Annotated in this window: 12 protein-coding genes; 8 read left to right on the top strand and 4 right to left on the bottom strand. The window is 67.8% G+C overall.

The annotated features are described in order from the left end of the window. Window positions 1–34 precede the first annotated feature (34 nt). The 6 genes from N8A90_RS18850 (at window position 35) to N8A90_RS18825 (ending at window position 5,667) form a co-directional block, all read left to right on the top strand. Window positions 35–709 carry a TetR/AcrR family transcriptional regulator gene (locus N8A90_RS18850; protein WP_262076547.1) on the top strand — a complete coding sequence of 225 codons (675 nt, stop codon included), beginning with the start codon at window positions 35–37 and terminating at the stop codon, window positions 707–709. 95 nt (window positions 710–804) lie between these two features. Next, window positions 805–1,281, top strand: coding sequence for a VOC family protein (locus tag N8A90_RS18845; RefSeq protein ID WP_262076546.1), 477 nt, complete (start codon window positions 805–807; stop codon window positions 1,279–1,281). Then, window positions 1,278–2,495 (top strand): FAD binding domain-containing protein, encoded by a 1,218-nt coding sequence (locus N8A90_RS18840; protein ID WP_262076545.1) that lies wholly within the window; start codon window positions 1,278–1,280, stop codon window positions 2,493–2,495. Before N8A90_RS18845 ends, N8A90_RS18840 begins: the two co-directional genes overlap by 4 nt. 174 nt (window positions 2,496–2,669) lie before the next feature. Beyond that, window positions 2,670–3,962, top strand: a complete 1,293-nt coding sequence (locus tag N8A90_RS18835) for an NAD(P)/FAD-dependent oxidoreductase (protein ID WP_262076544.1) — start codon at window positions 2,670–2,672, stop codon at window positions 3,960–3,962. Between the two features lie 10 nt (window positions 3,963–3,972). Beyond that, window positions 3,973–4,281 carry a UBP-type zinc finger domain-containing protein gene (locus tag N8A90_RS18830; protein WP_262076543.1) on the top strand — a complete coding sequence of 103 codons (309 nt, stop codon included), beginning with the start codon at window positions 3,973–3,975 and terminating at the stop codon, window positions 4,279–4,281. A 162-nt stretch (window positions 4,282–4,443) separates the two neighbouring features. Then, a complete protein-coding gene (locus N8A90_RS18825; RefSeq protein ID WP_262076542.1) occupies window positions 4,444–5,667 on the top strand; it encodes an MFS transporter in 1,224 nt (407 codons plus the stop codon). 73 nt (window positions 5,668–5,740) lie between these two features. On the opposite strand, the gene N8A90_RS18820 is transcribed toward N8A90_RS18825, so the two are convergent. Continuing rightward, entirely contained in the window at window positions 5,741–6,727 is a 987-nt protein-coding gene (locus N8A90_RS18820) for a LysR family transcriptional regulator (protein ID WP_262076541.1), read from the bottom strand. A 159-nt stretch (window positions 6,728–6,886) separates the two neighbouring features. Here N8A90_RS18820 and N8A90_RS18815 point away from each other — a divergent pair, with 159 nt between their 5' ends. Beyond that, window positions 6,887–8,230, top strand: a complete 1,344-nt coding sequence (locus tag N8A90_RS18815) for an MFS transporter (protein ID WP_262076539.1) — start codon at window positions 6,887–6,889, stop codon at window positions 8,228–8,230. Window positions 8,231–8,276: 46 nt separating this feature from the next. Beyond that, on the top strand, window positions 8,277–8,978 hold the full coding sequence (locus tag N8A90_RS18810) for a VOC family protein (protein WP_262076538.1): 702 nt from the start codon (window positions 8,277–8,279) through the stop codon (window positions 8,976–8,978). 275 nt (window positions 8,979–9,253) lie between these two features. Here N8A90_RS18810 and N8A90_RS18805 read toward each other — a convergent pair whose 3' ends face one another. The 3 genes from N8A90_RS18805 to N8A90_RS18795 are packed head-to-tail and all read right to left on the bottom strand — an operon-like array spanning window position 9,254 to window position 14,265. Beyond that, the gene (locus tag N8A90_RS18805; protein ID WP_262076537.1) at window positions 9,254–10,660 is read right to left on the bottom strand and encodes an aldehyde dehydrogenase family protein; all 1,407 of its coding nucleotides are present in this window, start codon (window positions 10,658–10,660) and stop codon (window positions 9,254–9,256) included. A gap of 13 nt (window positions 10,661–10,673) precedes the next feature. Then, window positions 10,674–12,281, bottom strand: a complete 1,608-nt coding sequence (locus N8A90_RS18800; RefSeq protein ID WP_262076536.1) for an FAD-dependent oxidoreductase — start codon at window positions 12,279–12,281, stop codon at window positions 10,674–10,676. A 1-nt stretch (window position 12,282) separates the two neighbouring features. Then, window positions 12,283–14,265 carry an alkyl/aryl-sulfatase gene (locus N8A90_RS18795; RefSeq protein ID WP_262076535.1) on the bottom strand — a complete coding sequence of 661 codons (1,983 nt, stop codon included), beginning with the start codon at window positions 14,263–14,265 and terminating at the stop codon, window positions 12,283–12,285. Between the last annotated feature and the right edge of the window lie 38 nt (window positions 14,266–14,303).

Genomic DNA, 14,303 nt, shown 5'->3' with positions numbered 1-14,303 from the left:
AATCGATAAACAACCTAGGAAATACCCCGATCCCATGGCCACTCGCAAGCCCAGCGCACCTGACGCCGCCGTTGTGCCGCCCACCCGTCGGCGGCTCGCACCGGAAGACCGTGAACATCAGATCCTCCAGGCCGCGACCGCCTTCTTCGCCCGCAAGGGCTTCGATGCCAGCACGCGCGAACTGGCCGGCGAACTCGGCATCACCCAGCCCCTGCTCTACCGTTACTTTCCAACCAAGGAGGCCTTGGTCGACCGCGTGTATGAAGACGTCTTCGTTCGGCGTTGGAACCCCGAATGGGAGGAGTGGCTCGCAGACCGGTCGGTACCCCTGCCGGACAGGCTCAAGCGCTACTTGAAAGACTACGCGCGCTTCGTATTGCGAGGGGAATGGGTGCGGATCTTCATCTACGCGGGCCTGAGTCGAGGCGGCATCAACCAGAAGTATTTGGCGCGCCTCAGGGAGCGGCACTTTCTCGTGATCGCCAGGGAGCTTCGCCATAGCTACGGCATTCGTGAGCCGCTCAGTGCACAGGATGAGGACGAGGAGGTCGAGCTCATCTGGGCCATGCACTCGAGCGTCTTCTATATCGGGGTGCGCAAGTGGGTGTACGAACTGCCGACGCCCAAGAATCTGGAGCGGCTGATCGACATGCGCGTGGATGCCTTCATCGCGGGCGTGCCGACCGTGTTGAAAGCACAGCGGGGCTAGGCCTTCCTGCGGTAAGCCGCGCAAGCCCGCTTGCGCGCATTTGATGATCGGTCTACTATTTATCCATCGATAACTAATGGATCAAGGAAAGAGCCATGCCGATCACCAAGCTAGCGCATTACTCCGTGCGCACGACGACGCTCGACGCGTCGCGCAAGTTCTACACCGACATCCTGGGTTTCAAGGAGGGCTTCAGGCCTCCTTTTGAGTTCCCCGGGGCCTGGCTCTACCGAGGCGGTGACGAGGCCGACTATGGCGTGGTCCACCTGATTGGCGTCGACCCGAATGACCCGCAGGGTCTGGTCGATTACCTCGGAGAAAAGGGTGCGGACAGTCTGCATGGCAGTGCAGCCGTGGACCATCTGGCCTTCTTGGCGACCGACCTGACGGGGATGCAGGCGCGTCTGGAGAGCGCTCAGCTTGCGTTTCGCGAGCGCACCGTGCCCAGTCTGGGGCTTCATCAGGTCTTTGTCGAAGACCCATCCGGCGTCACGATCGAGTTGAATTTTCCTGCAGAGGAGGCTGCGCAGGTGGCCGGCCAAACCCAAGCGCAGCAAGGACAACAGCCATGAAGGCGGCACGCAAGGCCGTTGTCGTGGGCGGGTCGTTGGGCGGTCTTTTCGCAGCCAACCTGCTGCTGCGGGCTGGCTGGGACGTGCACGTCTACGAGCGGGTGGCCGAGGAATTGCAGGGGCGCGGCGCCGGAATCGTGACCCATCCCGAGTTGATGGAAGTGCTGTCCGCTGCAGGGATCGCGGCTGACGATAGCCTTGGTGTGACGGTGGCGCAGCGCGTGACGCTCGCGCAGGACGGCTCCATCGCGGGCAAGCGCGAATTGCCGCAGCTCCTGACCGCCTGGGGACGGCTCTACCACGTCCTGCGCAGTGCGTTCCCCGACGCGCGGTATCACAACGGGAAACACCTCACGTCCCTCGCGCAGGACGCCGACGCCGTCGAGGCGAGATTCGCCGACGGCGAGATCGTCAGTGCCGACCTGCTGATCGCGGCGGACGGCCTTCGTTCGGCCGTGCGGCAGTCGCTGCTTCCCCAGGTGCGACCGCAGTACGCCGGCTACATCGCCTGGCGCGGTCTGGTGGAGGAGTCGGCGTTGTCCGAACGGGCCCAGCGAGAACTCTTTCCCTACTTCGCCTTCGGGCTGCCACCGCGCGAACAGATGATCGCGTACCCCGTGGCTGGTCAGAACAACTCGGTCGCCCCGGGGCATCGGCGGTACAACTTCGTCTGGTATCGACCCGCCGACGAAGTCAGCACGTTCCGTTCGATGGTCACAGACGCGTCTGGGAAGGTTTGGCCTGACGGCATTCCGCCACCGCTCATTCGACCCGAGGTGCTCGAGGAGGCGCGCACGGCAGCGCACCAGGTTCTCTCGCCCCAGTTCGCTGAACTTGTCGAGAAGACCGAGAACCTGTTCTTCCAGCCGATCTTCGATCTGGAGAGCACCCAGCTGGCCTTCGGGCGTGTCGCACTCCTGGGCGATGCCGCGTTCGTGGCACGGCCACATTGCGGCATGGGTGTCACCAAGGCAGGCAGCGACGCCAGGGCGCTGGCAGAGGCGCTCGCGTACGGCGATGACGTTTCCAAGGCGTTGCTGCGTTATGAAGCGGAGCGCTTGCAGGAGGGGGCGTTCATCGTGGGCCACGCACGAGCGCTCGGTGCCTACATGCAGGCGCAGATCTCCACGCCCGAGGAGCGAGAGATGGCCGAGCGGTACCGCTCGCCGGAAGCAGTCATGCGCGAAACGGCCGTCTCGCCGCGCACGCTCTGAGACGTCCTTGCCCACGCACGGCCAGGCGTGCGCCAAAGCGTTGCGTCCCTGCGTGGCGCCGGGTACGTTTCATATGCAAGGCAACCGTCGCCACCGGAAATGCGCGCGACATCTCCCCGTCGGAAAGTGACACCACGGCGAGAGCGCTCGCCCCTCAACCGATGGAAGGTTCACATGACTGACGCCGTACAAAGAGATCAAGAGGGCCCGCCTGCGGCCGTGCCCCCAGCGCACGTTCGGATCTTCGGCGCCCCGGACTCCTCGCGTGCGTTCGCAATCCGCGACTTTCTGAGCCGAAGCCTCGTGCCGTATGAATGGGTCGCTCTGGATTCCGCCTCCGCGCGACTGATCCCCGGGCTTTCGGGTCTTGACGATCCACAGCTGCCGCTGTGCGAGTTCCCCGATGGCAGCCGCCTGGTGGCGGCGACCGTCGAAGGCGTGGCACAGCAGCTGGGATGGATCCGCAAGCCGCGTCTGAAGACCTACGACGTGTCGATCTATGGTGGCGGTCCGGCCGGTCTCAGCGCCGCGGTATACGCCGCCTCGGAAGGTCTGCGAACCATCCTTGTGGAACGCCAGGCGATTGGCGGCCAGGCCGGCAGCTCGTCCCTGATCGAGAACTACCTGGGGTTTCCCCAGGGCATCAGCGGCGCCGATCTGGCGGAGCGCGCGCGTCAGCAGGCGGTTCGCTTCGGTGCGGAGATCCTGCGCCTGCGTGAGGGGGTACATGCCATCTTCGTGGACAACGGGATCCGTGTGGATCTGGCCGATGGCACGCAGCTGACGGCCCGCGCCAACATCTGCGCCACGGGGATCGCCTGGCGCCGCCTGGGGCTGGCCAACGAAGACCGCCTACTGGGCGCCGGTCTCTTCTACGGCGCCGGTGCGAGCGAAGCGCCGATGTGCGGGGGGGAGACCGTGTACGTGGTCGGTGGCGGCAACTCCGCCGGACAAGCGGCCATGCATCTTTCCGCGTATGCCGGGCAGGTCGTGATGCTGGTGCGCGGTAATCGCCTGGCTGACACCCTGTCCGACTACCTGGTGCGCAAGATCGTCGCGTCGCCGACCATCCGGGTGGTCACGAACTGTGAAGTCGTCGGGGTCGACGGCGATCGCTCGCTGGCGCAAATCACGGTCCGAGACAGAACGAGCGGCAAGGCATCGACGCTCGCGACGCACCACATGTTCGTTTGCATCGGCGGCCTTCCCCATACGGAGTGGGCACGCGATACGGCCATCGTGAGAGACGCGGCGGGATACATCGTGACTGGCTCGGATCTGCTGGGCGACGCCGGTTCGCACACGCCCTGGCCGCTGAGCCGCCCGCCCTTTCACCTCGAAACCAACGTCCCGGGCTCCTTCGCCGCGGGCGATGTGCGCCACGACTCCATCAAGCGCGTTGCATCGGCGGTGGGCGAAGGTGCCATGGCCGTCGCCTTCGTCCACAAATACCTTTCAATGTCCTGAGGAACCTCGCATGAGCCAGCAATGCACACACCGCCATGAAATACGCCAGGTGCTTCCCAGCGCCCGGGGCTGCCAGGAATGTCTTGCGCTCGGCAGCGCCTGGGTGCACTTGCGCATCTGCCGCAGTTGCGGGCATGTGGGGTGCTGCGATCAGTCTCCGCACCGCCACGCCCGTGCGCATTTCCATGCGACCCATCAACCCATCATCGAAGGCTACGACCCGCCGGAAGGCTGGGGATGGTGCTACGTCGATAGCGTGGCCGTTGACCTCGGCGGCGACACCACGCCGCAAGTTGGACCGATTCCCCGGTATGTCTGAGCACGCGCACCGGCTCAGCGGTTGTTGCAGATGCAATTCTTCCGGGCCCGGTGGACACCGCCACGAAACCGCCCAGCCCGACCATGGGTCTTCCACAACCCGCCGGAGCTCTTCGATGAACACACTCCCTGTCTCTTCCCTTGCCGACCCGGAGCGCACACCATGAACACGACAACGATGAAGCCCTCGCTGGTGCTGCTGCTCGCCACGGGCGCGGGCGTGGGCGTCGCCACGCTGTACTACAGCCAACCCATGCTCGGCGTGCTCGGGCCCGACATCGGCGCATCCTCTCGGTCGGTGGGTCTCGTGCCGACTCTGACTCAAATCGGCTATGCCATGGGCATCTTGTTTCTGGCGCCCCTGGGCGATCGATACGACCGCCGAAAGATCATCCTCCTGAAGGCAGCGGTGCTGTGCGCTGCTTTGCTTCTGGCCGCCGCGTCGCCCTCCATCTCGATGCTGCTGCTGGCCAGCCTGGTGATCGGCCTCTCCGCGACGATGGCGCAGGACATCGTCCCCGCGGCCGCCACCGTGGCACCCGACGCGTCCCGCGGCAAGGTCGTCGGCACCGTGATGACCGGCCTGCTCTTGGGCATCCTGCTGTCTCGTGTGGTCAGCGGCTTCATCGCGGAGCACTGGGGCTGGCGCACGATGTTCATCGTCGCTGCGGGCAGCGTGGCGCTGATTGGCGCCGCCGCCTGGCGCGGGCTTCCACGCTTCAAGGCGACGACCACGCTCTCCTACGGCGAGCTCCTCGGTTCGCTGGCCAAGCTGTGGAAACGGCATGGCGAGTTGCGCCGGGCCACCTGGTCGCAGGCGCTCCTGTCCGTCGGCTTCAGTGCCTTCTGGTCGACCCTGGCGGTCATGCTGCATGGCGAGCCCTTCCGCCTGGGCGCTGCGGCAGCCGGCGCCTTCGGACTGGCGGGTGCGGCCGGTGCCCTTGCCGCACCCTTGGCCGGCCGGCTGGCCGATCAACGCGGACCCGAACTGGTCACGCGGCTCGGGGCCACCCTGGTGATCGGCTCGTTCGCGGCCATGGCGCTCGCCCCAATGCTGCCGCTGCATGCGCAACTCGGCCTGCTCGTCGCCAGTGCGATCGGCTTCGACCTCGGCATTCAGGCAGCGCTGATTGCGCACCAGACCATCGTCTACAGCATCGACCCTGGCGCCCGCAGCCGCCTCAATGCCGTCCTCTTCACCGGCATGTTCATTGGCATGGCGACCGGGTCCGCGCTCGGCGCCCTACTCCTGGCGCAATGGGGCTGGATCGGGGTCACGGGACTGGCGACCGCAGCCGGCGTGGGCGCCCTGCTGGTGCGCCTCTGGCCGCGGGCAGCGCACAGTGAACCTGGGGCCGCGAAGATCACGCCACCCGTCAGTCGATGAGACGGTATCCGGCCCGGCTGTTGCGCAGCGAGCACAAGCGCCTTCGCGGGTCGCGATGCCGTACCGGGCCGCGTCAGCGCTTTGCGATGCGCACGCGCGAACTGTCGGGGCGCCCGCGCACCGGGCGGGCCGGCTTCTTCGCCGCTGCGTCCCGTCGTGCGCGCGCAGGGTGCGGCACTTGCGGCAGGGCGTCGAGGAAGCGCTGAGCGGGCGGCGACACCGCCTCGGGCCGCCAGACGATGCGGTATTCAGTCTGCATCTCGAGCAGCGGCAGGGGACGGGCCACGATCGCCTCGCCTGCAAACTGCGCCAGGCTCTCCTGCGCCGCGCACAGTCCGAACTCATTGGCCACCAGGGCTAGCGCCGAGACGATGTCGCCGGCCACACACGCCACCTGCGGCTCGAAACGAAGGCGGTGACAGGCCGCCATGAACTTGGCGCGCAGCGACGGACCGTTCCGCTCGGGCGTGACCACCCATTGCGCATCGACCAGTTGCTCGAGCGTGATCTCCTGCACGTCCACCAGCGCGTGGTGCCTCGGCATGAGCAGCACGTAGTTCTCGGTGCTGTAGATGCGCGAGGCCAGCGCCGGGTCGGCCACCTCCTGCGTCTGCACAGCGAAGTCGAGTCGACCGCGCCGCAATGCGTCCAGCTGCTGCGGCTCCTGCGCGCCCTCGAACTGGAAGGCGATCGACGGATGGGCCGCCTGCACGCGGCGCGCGGTGCCAGGGATGATTCCGTTGTAGAGCGCGCCGGCCATGTGGCCGATCACGACCGTCCCACCGACACCGTCGGCGCGCCGCTGCAGGTCGCGCATGAGCGTCTCGTTGCTTCTGAGCAGTTGGCGCGCATTGAGCAGCAGCTCGCGCCCGGCGTTGTTGAGCCGAAGCGCGCGATTGACGCGGTCGAACAGCGCGAACCCGACGCGTGCCTCCAGCTGGAGGATGGTGCGGCTCAAGGGCGAGGCCGACATGTGCAGCGCCTCAGCTGCACGGGAGATGCTTTCGTGCTCGGCCACGCTGACGAATTGGCGCAGGGTTCTCAGGTCGATCAGATGCATGCGGGCTCCTCGGCAGGGTCTGAGCGATTCTAAGGACTGGGACCTAATGGGTCACAAGTCATGAGAAATATTGTCCTTTCCCGTCCATCAAACCGTCACGATCATCTGACTCAGTCGCCCGCAATCTCGGTCGCTGAAGCCAACCAACCATCGCCCCTCATGTCCACCAGTCCCCTCCACGTCGCACAGCGCAAGGTGATCCGGCGCCTGATCCCGATCCTGATGCTCATGTACACCATGGCGTATCTCGATCGCATCAACATCGGCACCGCGGCGCTGCGGATGAACGCCGACCTCGGCATCACGCAGCAGGTCTTCGGGCTGGCCGCGGGGCTCTTCTTCGTGGGCTACCTGCTGATGGAGATCCCGAGCAACATCGTCCTGCACCGCGTGGGCGCGCGTGTCTGGCTCACCCGCATCATGGTCACCTGGGGCCTGATCTCGGCATGCACCGCCTTCGTCCAGAACGGCACGCAGCTCATCGCCATCCGCATGCTGCTGGGCATCGCCGAGGCCGGCCTGTTCCCCGGGCTCATCTATTGCCTGGCGCTGTGGTTTCCGCCGAACCTGCGCGGGCGCATGCTGGTCATCGCCGTGCTGCCCTGGGCCGTGATCGTCGGCACGCCGATGTCGGCGGCCATCGTTCAATATGCCGACGGACTCTTCGGCTTCGCGGGATGGCGGATCATGCTGTTCGTCGAAGGCCTGCTGCCGGTGCTGCTGGGCTGCTATTCGATCCGCTACCTCACCTCGAAACCGGAAGAGGCCGATTGGCTCACGCCGACCGAGCAGCAACTGATCATCGCGGCGCGCGATGCCGACGACACCGCCGCGCAAGCCGGTGCCGAACCACCACTGCGCAGCACGCTCACGCAGCCGCACCTGATCCTGCTGTCGCTCGCCTACGCCACGGCACAGATGGGCTTCTACGCCAGCCTCATCTTCACGCCGCAGATCGTGCAGGAGTTCGGCCGCCTCTTCGGCACCGCGCTCTCGACCATCCAGGTCGGCCTGCTGTCGGCCATCCCCAGCATCTTCGGCATGGTGATGTACTGGTTCTGGGTCGCGCATTCGGACAAGACCCAGGAGCGCGTGTGGCACGCCATCGCGTCCTTCGTCACTGCGGCGGTGGGCATCGGCGTCCTGCTGTCGGTGCACAGCCTGTATGCGTCGATTGCCGGGCTGGCGCTGCTGACGGCCGGCCTCGTGAGTGGCCCGATCTGCATCTGGCAGCTCACCGGCATCGGCGTGCGCGGCAAGACCGCGGCCGTGGTCTTCGCCTACGTCAACTGCTTCGGCATCGTCGGCTCGATGTTCAGCCCCTACCTCATCGGCCTGCTGAAAGACCGCACCGGCTCCTATGACGCCGGCCTGATGTTCCTCGCGGGTGCCGCCCTGTGCGGCGCCGTCTTCGTGTTCCTCGCCAGCCGCCTGATGCAGCAGAAGCAACTGCTGCGGCGCCCCGACGCAACGCCCGGCGCGCACGACGCGGTCGCACACTGAGCGACGGCCGCCCTCCTCTCCACCCTCCCACACCAAAGCGATTCCGATGATTCACTTCGATCACGTCTGCATGGCCGGCCCCAATGTCTACGAGTCCACCTTCCGCCTGAGCCAGGAAACCGGCCTGGGCAACTACGACGGCGGCTTCTTCCCGCACTACGGCCTGGGCCACCGCGTGGTGCCGCTCGCGCCCGACATCTACATCGAGGTCGAGGGCCTGGTCGACCAGCGCCCGGTGCGCCAGGGCCAGCCGCTCGCCGTCTTCATGGAGCGCCAGACGCGCGACGGCGACCGCTTCGTCGGCTGGTGCCTTCGTTGCGACACGCTCGAGGAGCTGGAGGCCTTCGCCGCGCACCACGGCACCACGGTCGACCCGAACACCACCGGCCGCGAACTGGGCCGCCAGATGATGGACGGCTCGCGCGGCTTCGCGCTGCAGGCACCCAGCGCCACCACGACTTGGCCGACCGGCATGCCGAACATGTACTTCAAGCCGGGCGGCGGCGCGCATGCGGCCAGCCTGCCGGTCGTGCCCGGCTCGGGCAGCGTGACCCCAAAGGGCTTGGCATGGATCGAGATCGGCGGCAGCCGGTCGGACCTGGCCGCGTGGCTGGGCGATGTCGGCACCCCCGCCGACTTCCCCTTCGACGTTCGGTACAACGGCGGCAGCCCCGGCCTCTACGGCATGGGCGTCGATACCGACCGCGGCACGGTCGACATCCGCCGGCCGCCGGTTTTGATCGACTGACGTGGGTCTTGTTCTGGTGGGTGCCCTCCTCGATGGCGTCCTACACGCCCGCGCCCATCACCTGCCGTACTACGGCAGGAGTCGATCAATGCGGCGCTCTAACGTGCGCCAGCCGCTGCACAGCGGTGAGCGAAGCCTGTGTTGGCGTGGCGTGTGAACTGCTGAATCAGTTCGGCTCCCGTCGCCCCTTCTCTAGCGCCCGGCGCGTCGCCGCTGCTCTTCCACGGCGGGCGCTTCTACACCGAGCATCCGCTCTGAAGGCCGCGCGGCGCGCGCTACACCAGGCGACGCAGCATCCCCATCATCCGGTCGAAGCGCGGGCCGTAGGGCGGATACAGCAGCTTGCCGCCAGCCCATCTCGACTGGGCGAACACCGCCTTTTCGTGCGTGAAGCGCAGGAAGCCCGTTTCGCCGTGCGACGCGCCCCAGCCGCTTTCGCCCACGCCGCCGAAGGGCAGGCCCTCGTGCGCGATGTGCATGAGCGTGTCGTTCACCGTCACGCCGCCGCTCACGGTGCCCTGTAGCACGGCATCGCGCTGCGCGGTGTCGTCGCCGAACCAGTAGAGCGCCAGCGGACGCTGGCGGGCGTTGATGAAGGCGATGGCCTCGAGGGTGGATTCGCAGGCGATGACGGGCAGCACGGGGCCGAAGATCTCCTGTTGCATCAGCGCCATGTCGGCCGTGGCGCCTAGCACCAAGCGCGGCACCATCTGGCGTGTGCCGCTGTCGCTGGATGGCGGCGGAGCCACCGCATGCACGCGCGCGCCCTGGGCTTGCGCATCGGCCACCAGCGCATCGAGGCGCGCCGCATGGCGCTCGCCCACGAGCGCGGCGTAGTCGGGGTTGCCGTCGAAGCGGGGGAACAAGCGGTTGGCGGCCTGCGTGAAGGCCTGAACAAATGCCCCTTCCATCGTGGGCGGCAACAGCACGTAGTCGGGCGCGATGCAGGTCTGACCGGCGTTGAGCAACTTGCCGTGCGCGATCTTCGCGGCCGCGTCCTCGACGCGACATGAAGCGTCAAGGATGCAGGGTGACTTGCCGCCCAGTTCGAGCGTGGTCGGGGTCAGGTTGGCCGCAGCCGCTGCGGCTACCTTGCGTCCCACGCTGGTCGAGCCGGTGAAGAACAGATGGTCGAAGGGCAGGCTCGAGAACGTGGCGGCAAGCTCGGCATCGCCATTGACTACGCAGAACTCGTCGGCCGCGAAGTCGCGCGCCACGCACGCGGCCAGCAGCGCCGAGGTGCGCGGCGTGAGTTCGCTGGGCTTGAGCATCACGCGGTTGCCCGCCGCCAGCGCGGTGGCCGCAGGGCCGAGCGACAGCTGCAGCGGGTAGTTCCACGGCGAGATCACGCCCACCACGCCCAGCGGCTGGCGCTGCACCCAGCCGCGCGCCGGCAGCAGGTAGAGCGGCGTGCGCACGCGCTGTGGACGCGACCAGCGCGCCAGATGGCGCAGCGCATCGGAGATCGTCGCGCGCAGCACCATCAGGTCGGCCACTTCGGTAAGCTGCGCCGAGCGGTTGCCGAAGTCCGCGTTGACCGCAGCCGCCAGCGCGGCGCCGTCGCGTTCGAGCAGGCGCCGCATGCGCTGCAGCCGGTCGCGGCGCAGCGCCAGTGGCACCTCGGCATGCACGCGGGACGCGGCGCGTTGCGCATCGAACAGGGGTTGGAGCGACAGGGTCATGAGATGAAGTGAATCAGGCGGAAGGCGATGCCGCGTTCGCCGGCACGGCCGCCATGATGCGCTCGGCCAGCGCGACGATGGTCAGGCTCGGATTGACGCCCGGGTTGGCCGGCATGATCGAGCCGTCGCACACCAGCAGGTTGCGGTAGCCGAAGGCCCGGCCATCGCCGTCGACCACGCCAGCATCGGCATCGCGTCCGATCACGGCGCCGCCGAGGATGTGCGCCGTGGTCGGGATGTTGAGCAACGCCTCGGTCGTGGTGCTCTGCGCCACACCGCCGGTGTGCGCGGCCAGCCACTTGGCGGCTTCGAAGCCTTCGGCGATGAAGGTGGGATTGGGCTTGTCGGGGTCCTGACGCGTCTGCAGCGTGACCTGCCCGCGCCGGTTCTTGCACGCCACGAAGGACATCGCGTTGTCCAGCGACTGCATCACCAGCAGCAGCACGGTGCGCCGGCCCCAGAAGCGCGGCGACAGCGAGCGCACGAAGCGCCATGGATGGCGCAGCACCTGCCCCAGCAGCTTGAGCGGCCGCGTCAGCCGCGTGCCGTCGCCGGTCAAGAGCGTGTGGAAGAGCCTGAGCACATCGCCCTTCTCGCCGTAGGTGACGAACTCGATGTGGGTGTCGGCGCTGACGTGGATGCTGGCGCTGATCGACACGTCGCGGTGCACAGGACGGCTGTCGTCGGGCAGTGTGACGGCGAGGATCGATTCGCTGTTGGTGCGCACCTTCTGCCCGAGCCGCGCGCTAAGTTGGGGCAGGCCGCCGATCAGCCGGCATTGCGCGAGCAGCTGGTTGCTGCCCAGCGCGCCCGCGGCCACCACCACGCCGCGCGCGCGCAACACCGACACCGCGCGCACGCCGCCCCCGGTCGAGCGCCGCAGATGCACCGCGTAACCCGTGACGCCCTCCCCGCCGTCGAGCGGCCGGATGTCGATGACCTCGGTCTCGGCCTGGACCTGGGCACCCGCGCGTTCGGCGAACCAGAGGTAGTTCTTGACGAGGGTGTTCTTGGCGCCGACGCGACAACCCATCGTGCAGCCGCCGCAGCGCGTGCAGCCGGTGCGCGTCGGGCCTTCGCCGTCGAAGTAGGGGTCGGGCACGGTGACGCCCTCTTCGCCGAAGAACACGGCGCAGGGCGTTCGGCGAAAGGTGTCGGCCACACCGAAGTGCGCACCCATCTCGCGCAGCAGTTGCTGGCCGGCGCTGTCCCAGGGCACGGTCTGCACGCCCAGCATGCGCTCGGCGGTGTCGTAGTGCGGCGCCAACTCGCGCGCCCAGTCGGCCAGGCCGGCCCAGCTCTCGTGCGCGAAGAACTCGGGCTTGGCCCGGTACAGTGTGTTGGCGTAGACCAGGCTGCCGCCGCCCACGCCGGCGCCGCTGGCAATGAAGATGTCCTTGAAGACCGAGATGCGCGACGGCCCCGTCAGCCCGATGCGCGGCGCCCAGAAGGTGTTGCGCGCGTCCCAGCCATTGACCGCGAAGTCCTCGTCGTGAAAGCGCCGCCCGGCCTCCAGCACCTGCACGCGGTAGCCTTTTTGCGCCAGCCGCAGCGCCGCCACGCTGCCGCCGAAGCCCGAGCCGACGACGATCCAGTCGACGTCGTAGGTTGGCGTGTCCATGTCAGCGGGTGACGATGGGAAAGGTGCCCGGCGCCCGATCGATGAGGCCGAAGAAACTGCGCAGCGCGAGCACGCTGCCGTCGATGCGCGTCTCTTTCGAGGTCAGCAGTTCGGCGGCGCCGGCCTGCCCCGTGACCAGGCGCAGGAAGAAGGGCTTGCTCATGGTGAGCGTGGTGTCGACCGGTCCTTCGAGCGCGCCGGGCCGGTGGTGCAGCACTGCGTTCTCGATCCACAGGCCGAAGCGTTCGTTGCTGTCGGGCAGCACGAGGTTGATGCGCAGGTTCACGCCGTCGGCCTTCGGGCCGTTGAGGCCGGCGGCCATGGCTTCGAGGAAGCGTGCGGTGGGCGTGTGCTGCAGCATGTCGAGCAACGCGGTGCGCGTGACGCCGTCCTTCGGCGGGCCGTTGCGCAGTTCCTGCGCGCCGCTCAGGTAGAAGTTGCGCCACGGCGCCGACTCGGCCTGGTAACCCATCTGCTCGAAGCTGCGGGCCTGCAACTCGCGGGCGCGCTGGTTGCCGGCGTCGGCCAGCACCACATGCTTGAGCACCTCGGCGGCCCAGCGGTCTTCGCCGCGGTCGTGCGCCTCCTGCGCGGCGGCGATGGCCCTGTCGGCACCGCCGACCAGTTGCACGTAGCGCTTCGCGGCCTCCACCGGCGGCACCGGGTCGAGGTTGACCGGGTTCGCATCGAACCAGCCGATGTAGTACTGGTAGACCGCACGCACGTTGTGCTTCACGGTGCCGTAGTAGCCGTGCACGCTCAGTTGCTGGTCGAGCGACTTCGGGAAGCGCAGAACCTCGGCGATTTCCGGTGCGGTGAGGCCGGCGTTGATGTGGCGCACCGTCTGGTCGTGGATGAAGCGGTAGGCGTCGCGCTGCGCTTTCATGAAGGCCTGGATGTTCTCCTGCCCCCACACCGGCCAGTGGTGCTGGTTGAAGATCACGTCGGCGTCCTTGACGTACTCCAGCGCCTGGTCGATGTGGGTCGCCCAGCCCATCGCGTCGCGCACCTTGGCGCCGCGCAATGTGTAGAGGTTGTGCAGGGTGTGCGACACCATTTCGGCACCGCCGAAGGCGCGCTTCTCGGGCACCGCGAAGATCAGCTCGGCCGGCGCCTCCGCGCCCGGCACGTTGTGGAAGACGAAGCGCACGCCGTCGAGCGTGACCTCCTGCATCGGCTTGTCGATCAGCAGTGTGGGCGGCAGGATGCCGATGCGGCCGAACGACACCGCCTTGCCCAGCCCCGTGTCGACCGCGCCGGTGGCGCTTCGCGGCAGCAGGTTGCCGTACATGTAGCCCGCGCGCCGCGCCATCGCCGTGCCGACCAGCAGGTTCTCGCTGGTCGCTTCTTCCATGAATCCGGCCGGCGCCACCACCTGCACCTGCCGCGCCCTGGCCTCGTCGGCCGGCAGCACGCCGAGCGCACCGCCGAAGTGGTCGACATGGCTGTGGGTGAACACCACCGCCGACACCGGCTTGTTCCCCAGGTGCTGGCGCGCGAAGGCCATCGCCGCCTCGGCGGTTTCGCGCGACGTGAGTGTGTCCACCACGATCCAGCCGGTGCGGCCCTCGATCAGCGTGAGGTTGGCCAGGTCGAAGCCGCGCAGCTGCCAGATGCCCTCCGTCACCTTGAAGAGGCCGATGTGGTTGTTCAGGATGGCCTGCCCCCACAGGCTGGGATTGACGGTGGCCGGCGCGGCACCGCGCACGAACTGGAAGGCGTCGAAGTCCCAGACCACGCGCCCGTCGGCGGCGCGTACCTGGCCCGTGGGCGCGGCGATGAAGCCGCGGCGCGCGTCCTCGTGGCGGGCCGCGCCATCGAGCGCGTAGTCGCGTGCGACGGCCGCCTGCCGGGACTGCGTGGTGGGTGATGCGCCGATGCCGACGCCGGGAGCGGCCGTGGCCGCAGGCGTGGCGGGCGGCGTGCTGCAGGCCGCGCCCGCGAGCGATGCGAGCAGGACCCATGCGGTCTTGAGGGATGCCATGTTTGTCTCTTCCTTGTTCGTTATGGGTAGCGCCCCGC

It is taken from the genome of Variovorax sp. N23 (assembly GCF_025486315.1).
GTDB lineage: Bacteria > Pseudomonadota > Gammaproteobacteria > Burkholderiales > Burkholderiaceae_C > Variovorax.
The sequence above is the reverse complement of the archived record's forward strand: the minus strand, read 5'-3'. Positions and strand labels throughout refer to the sequence as shown.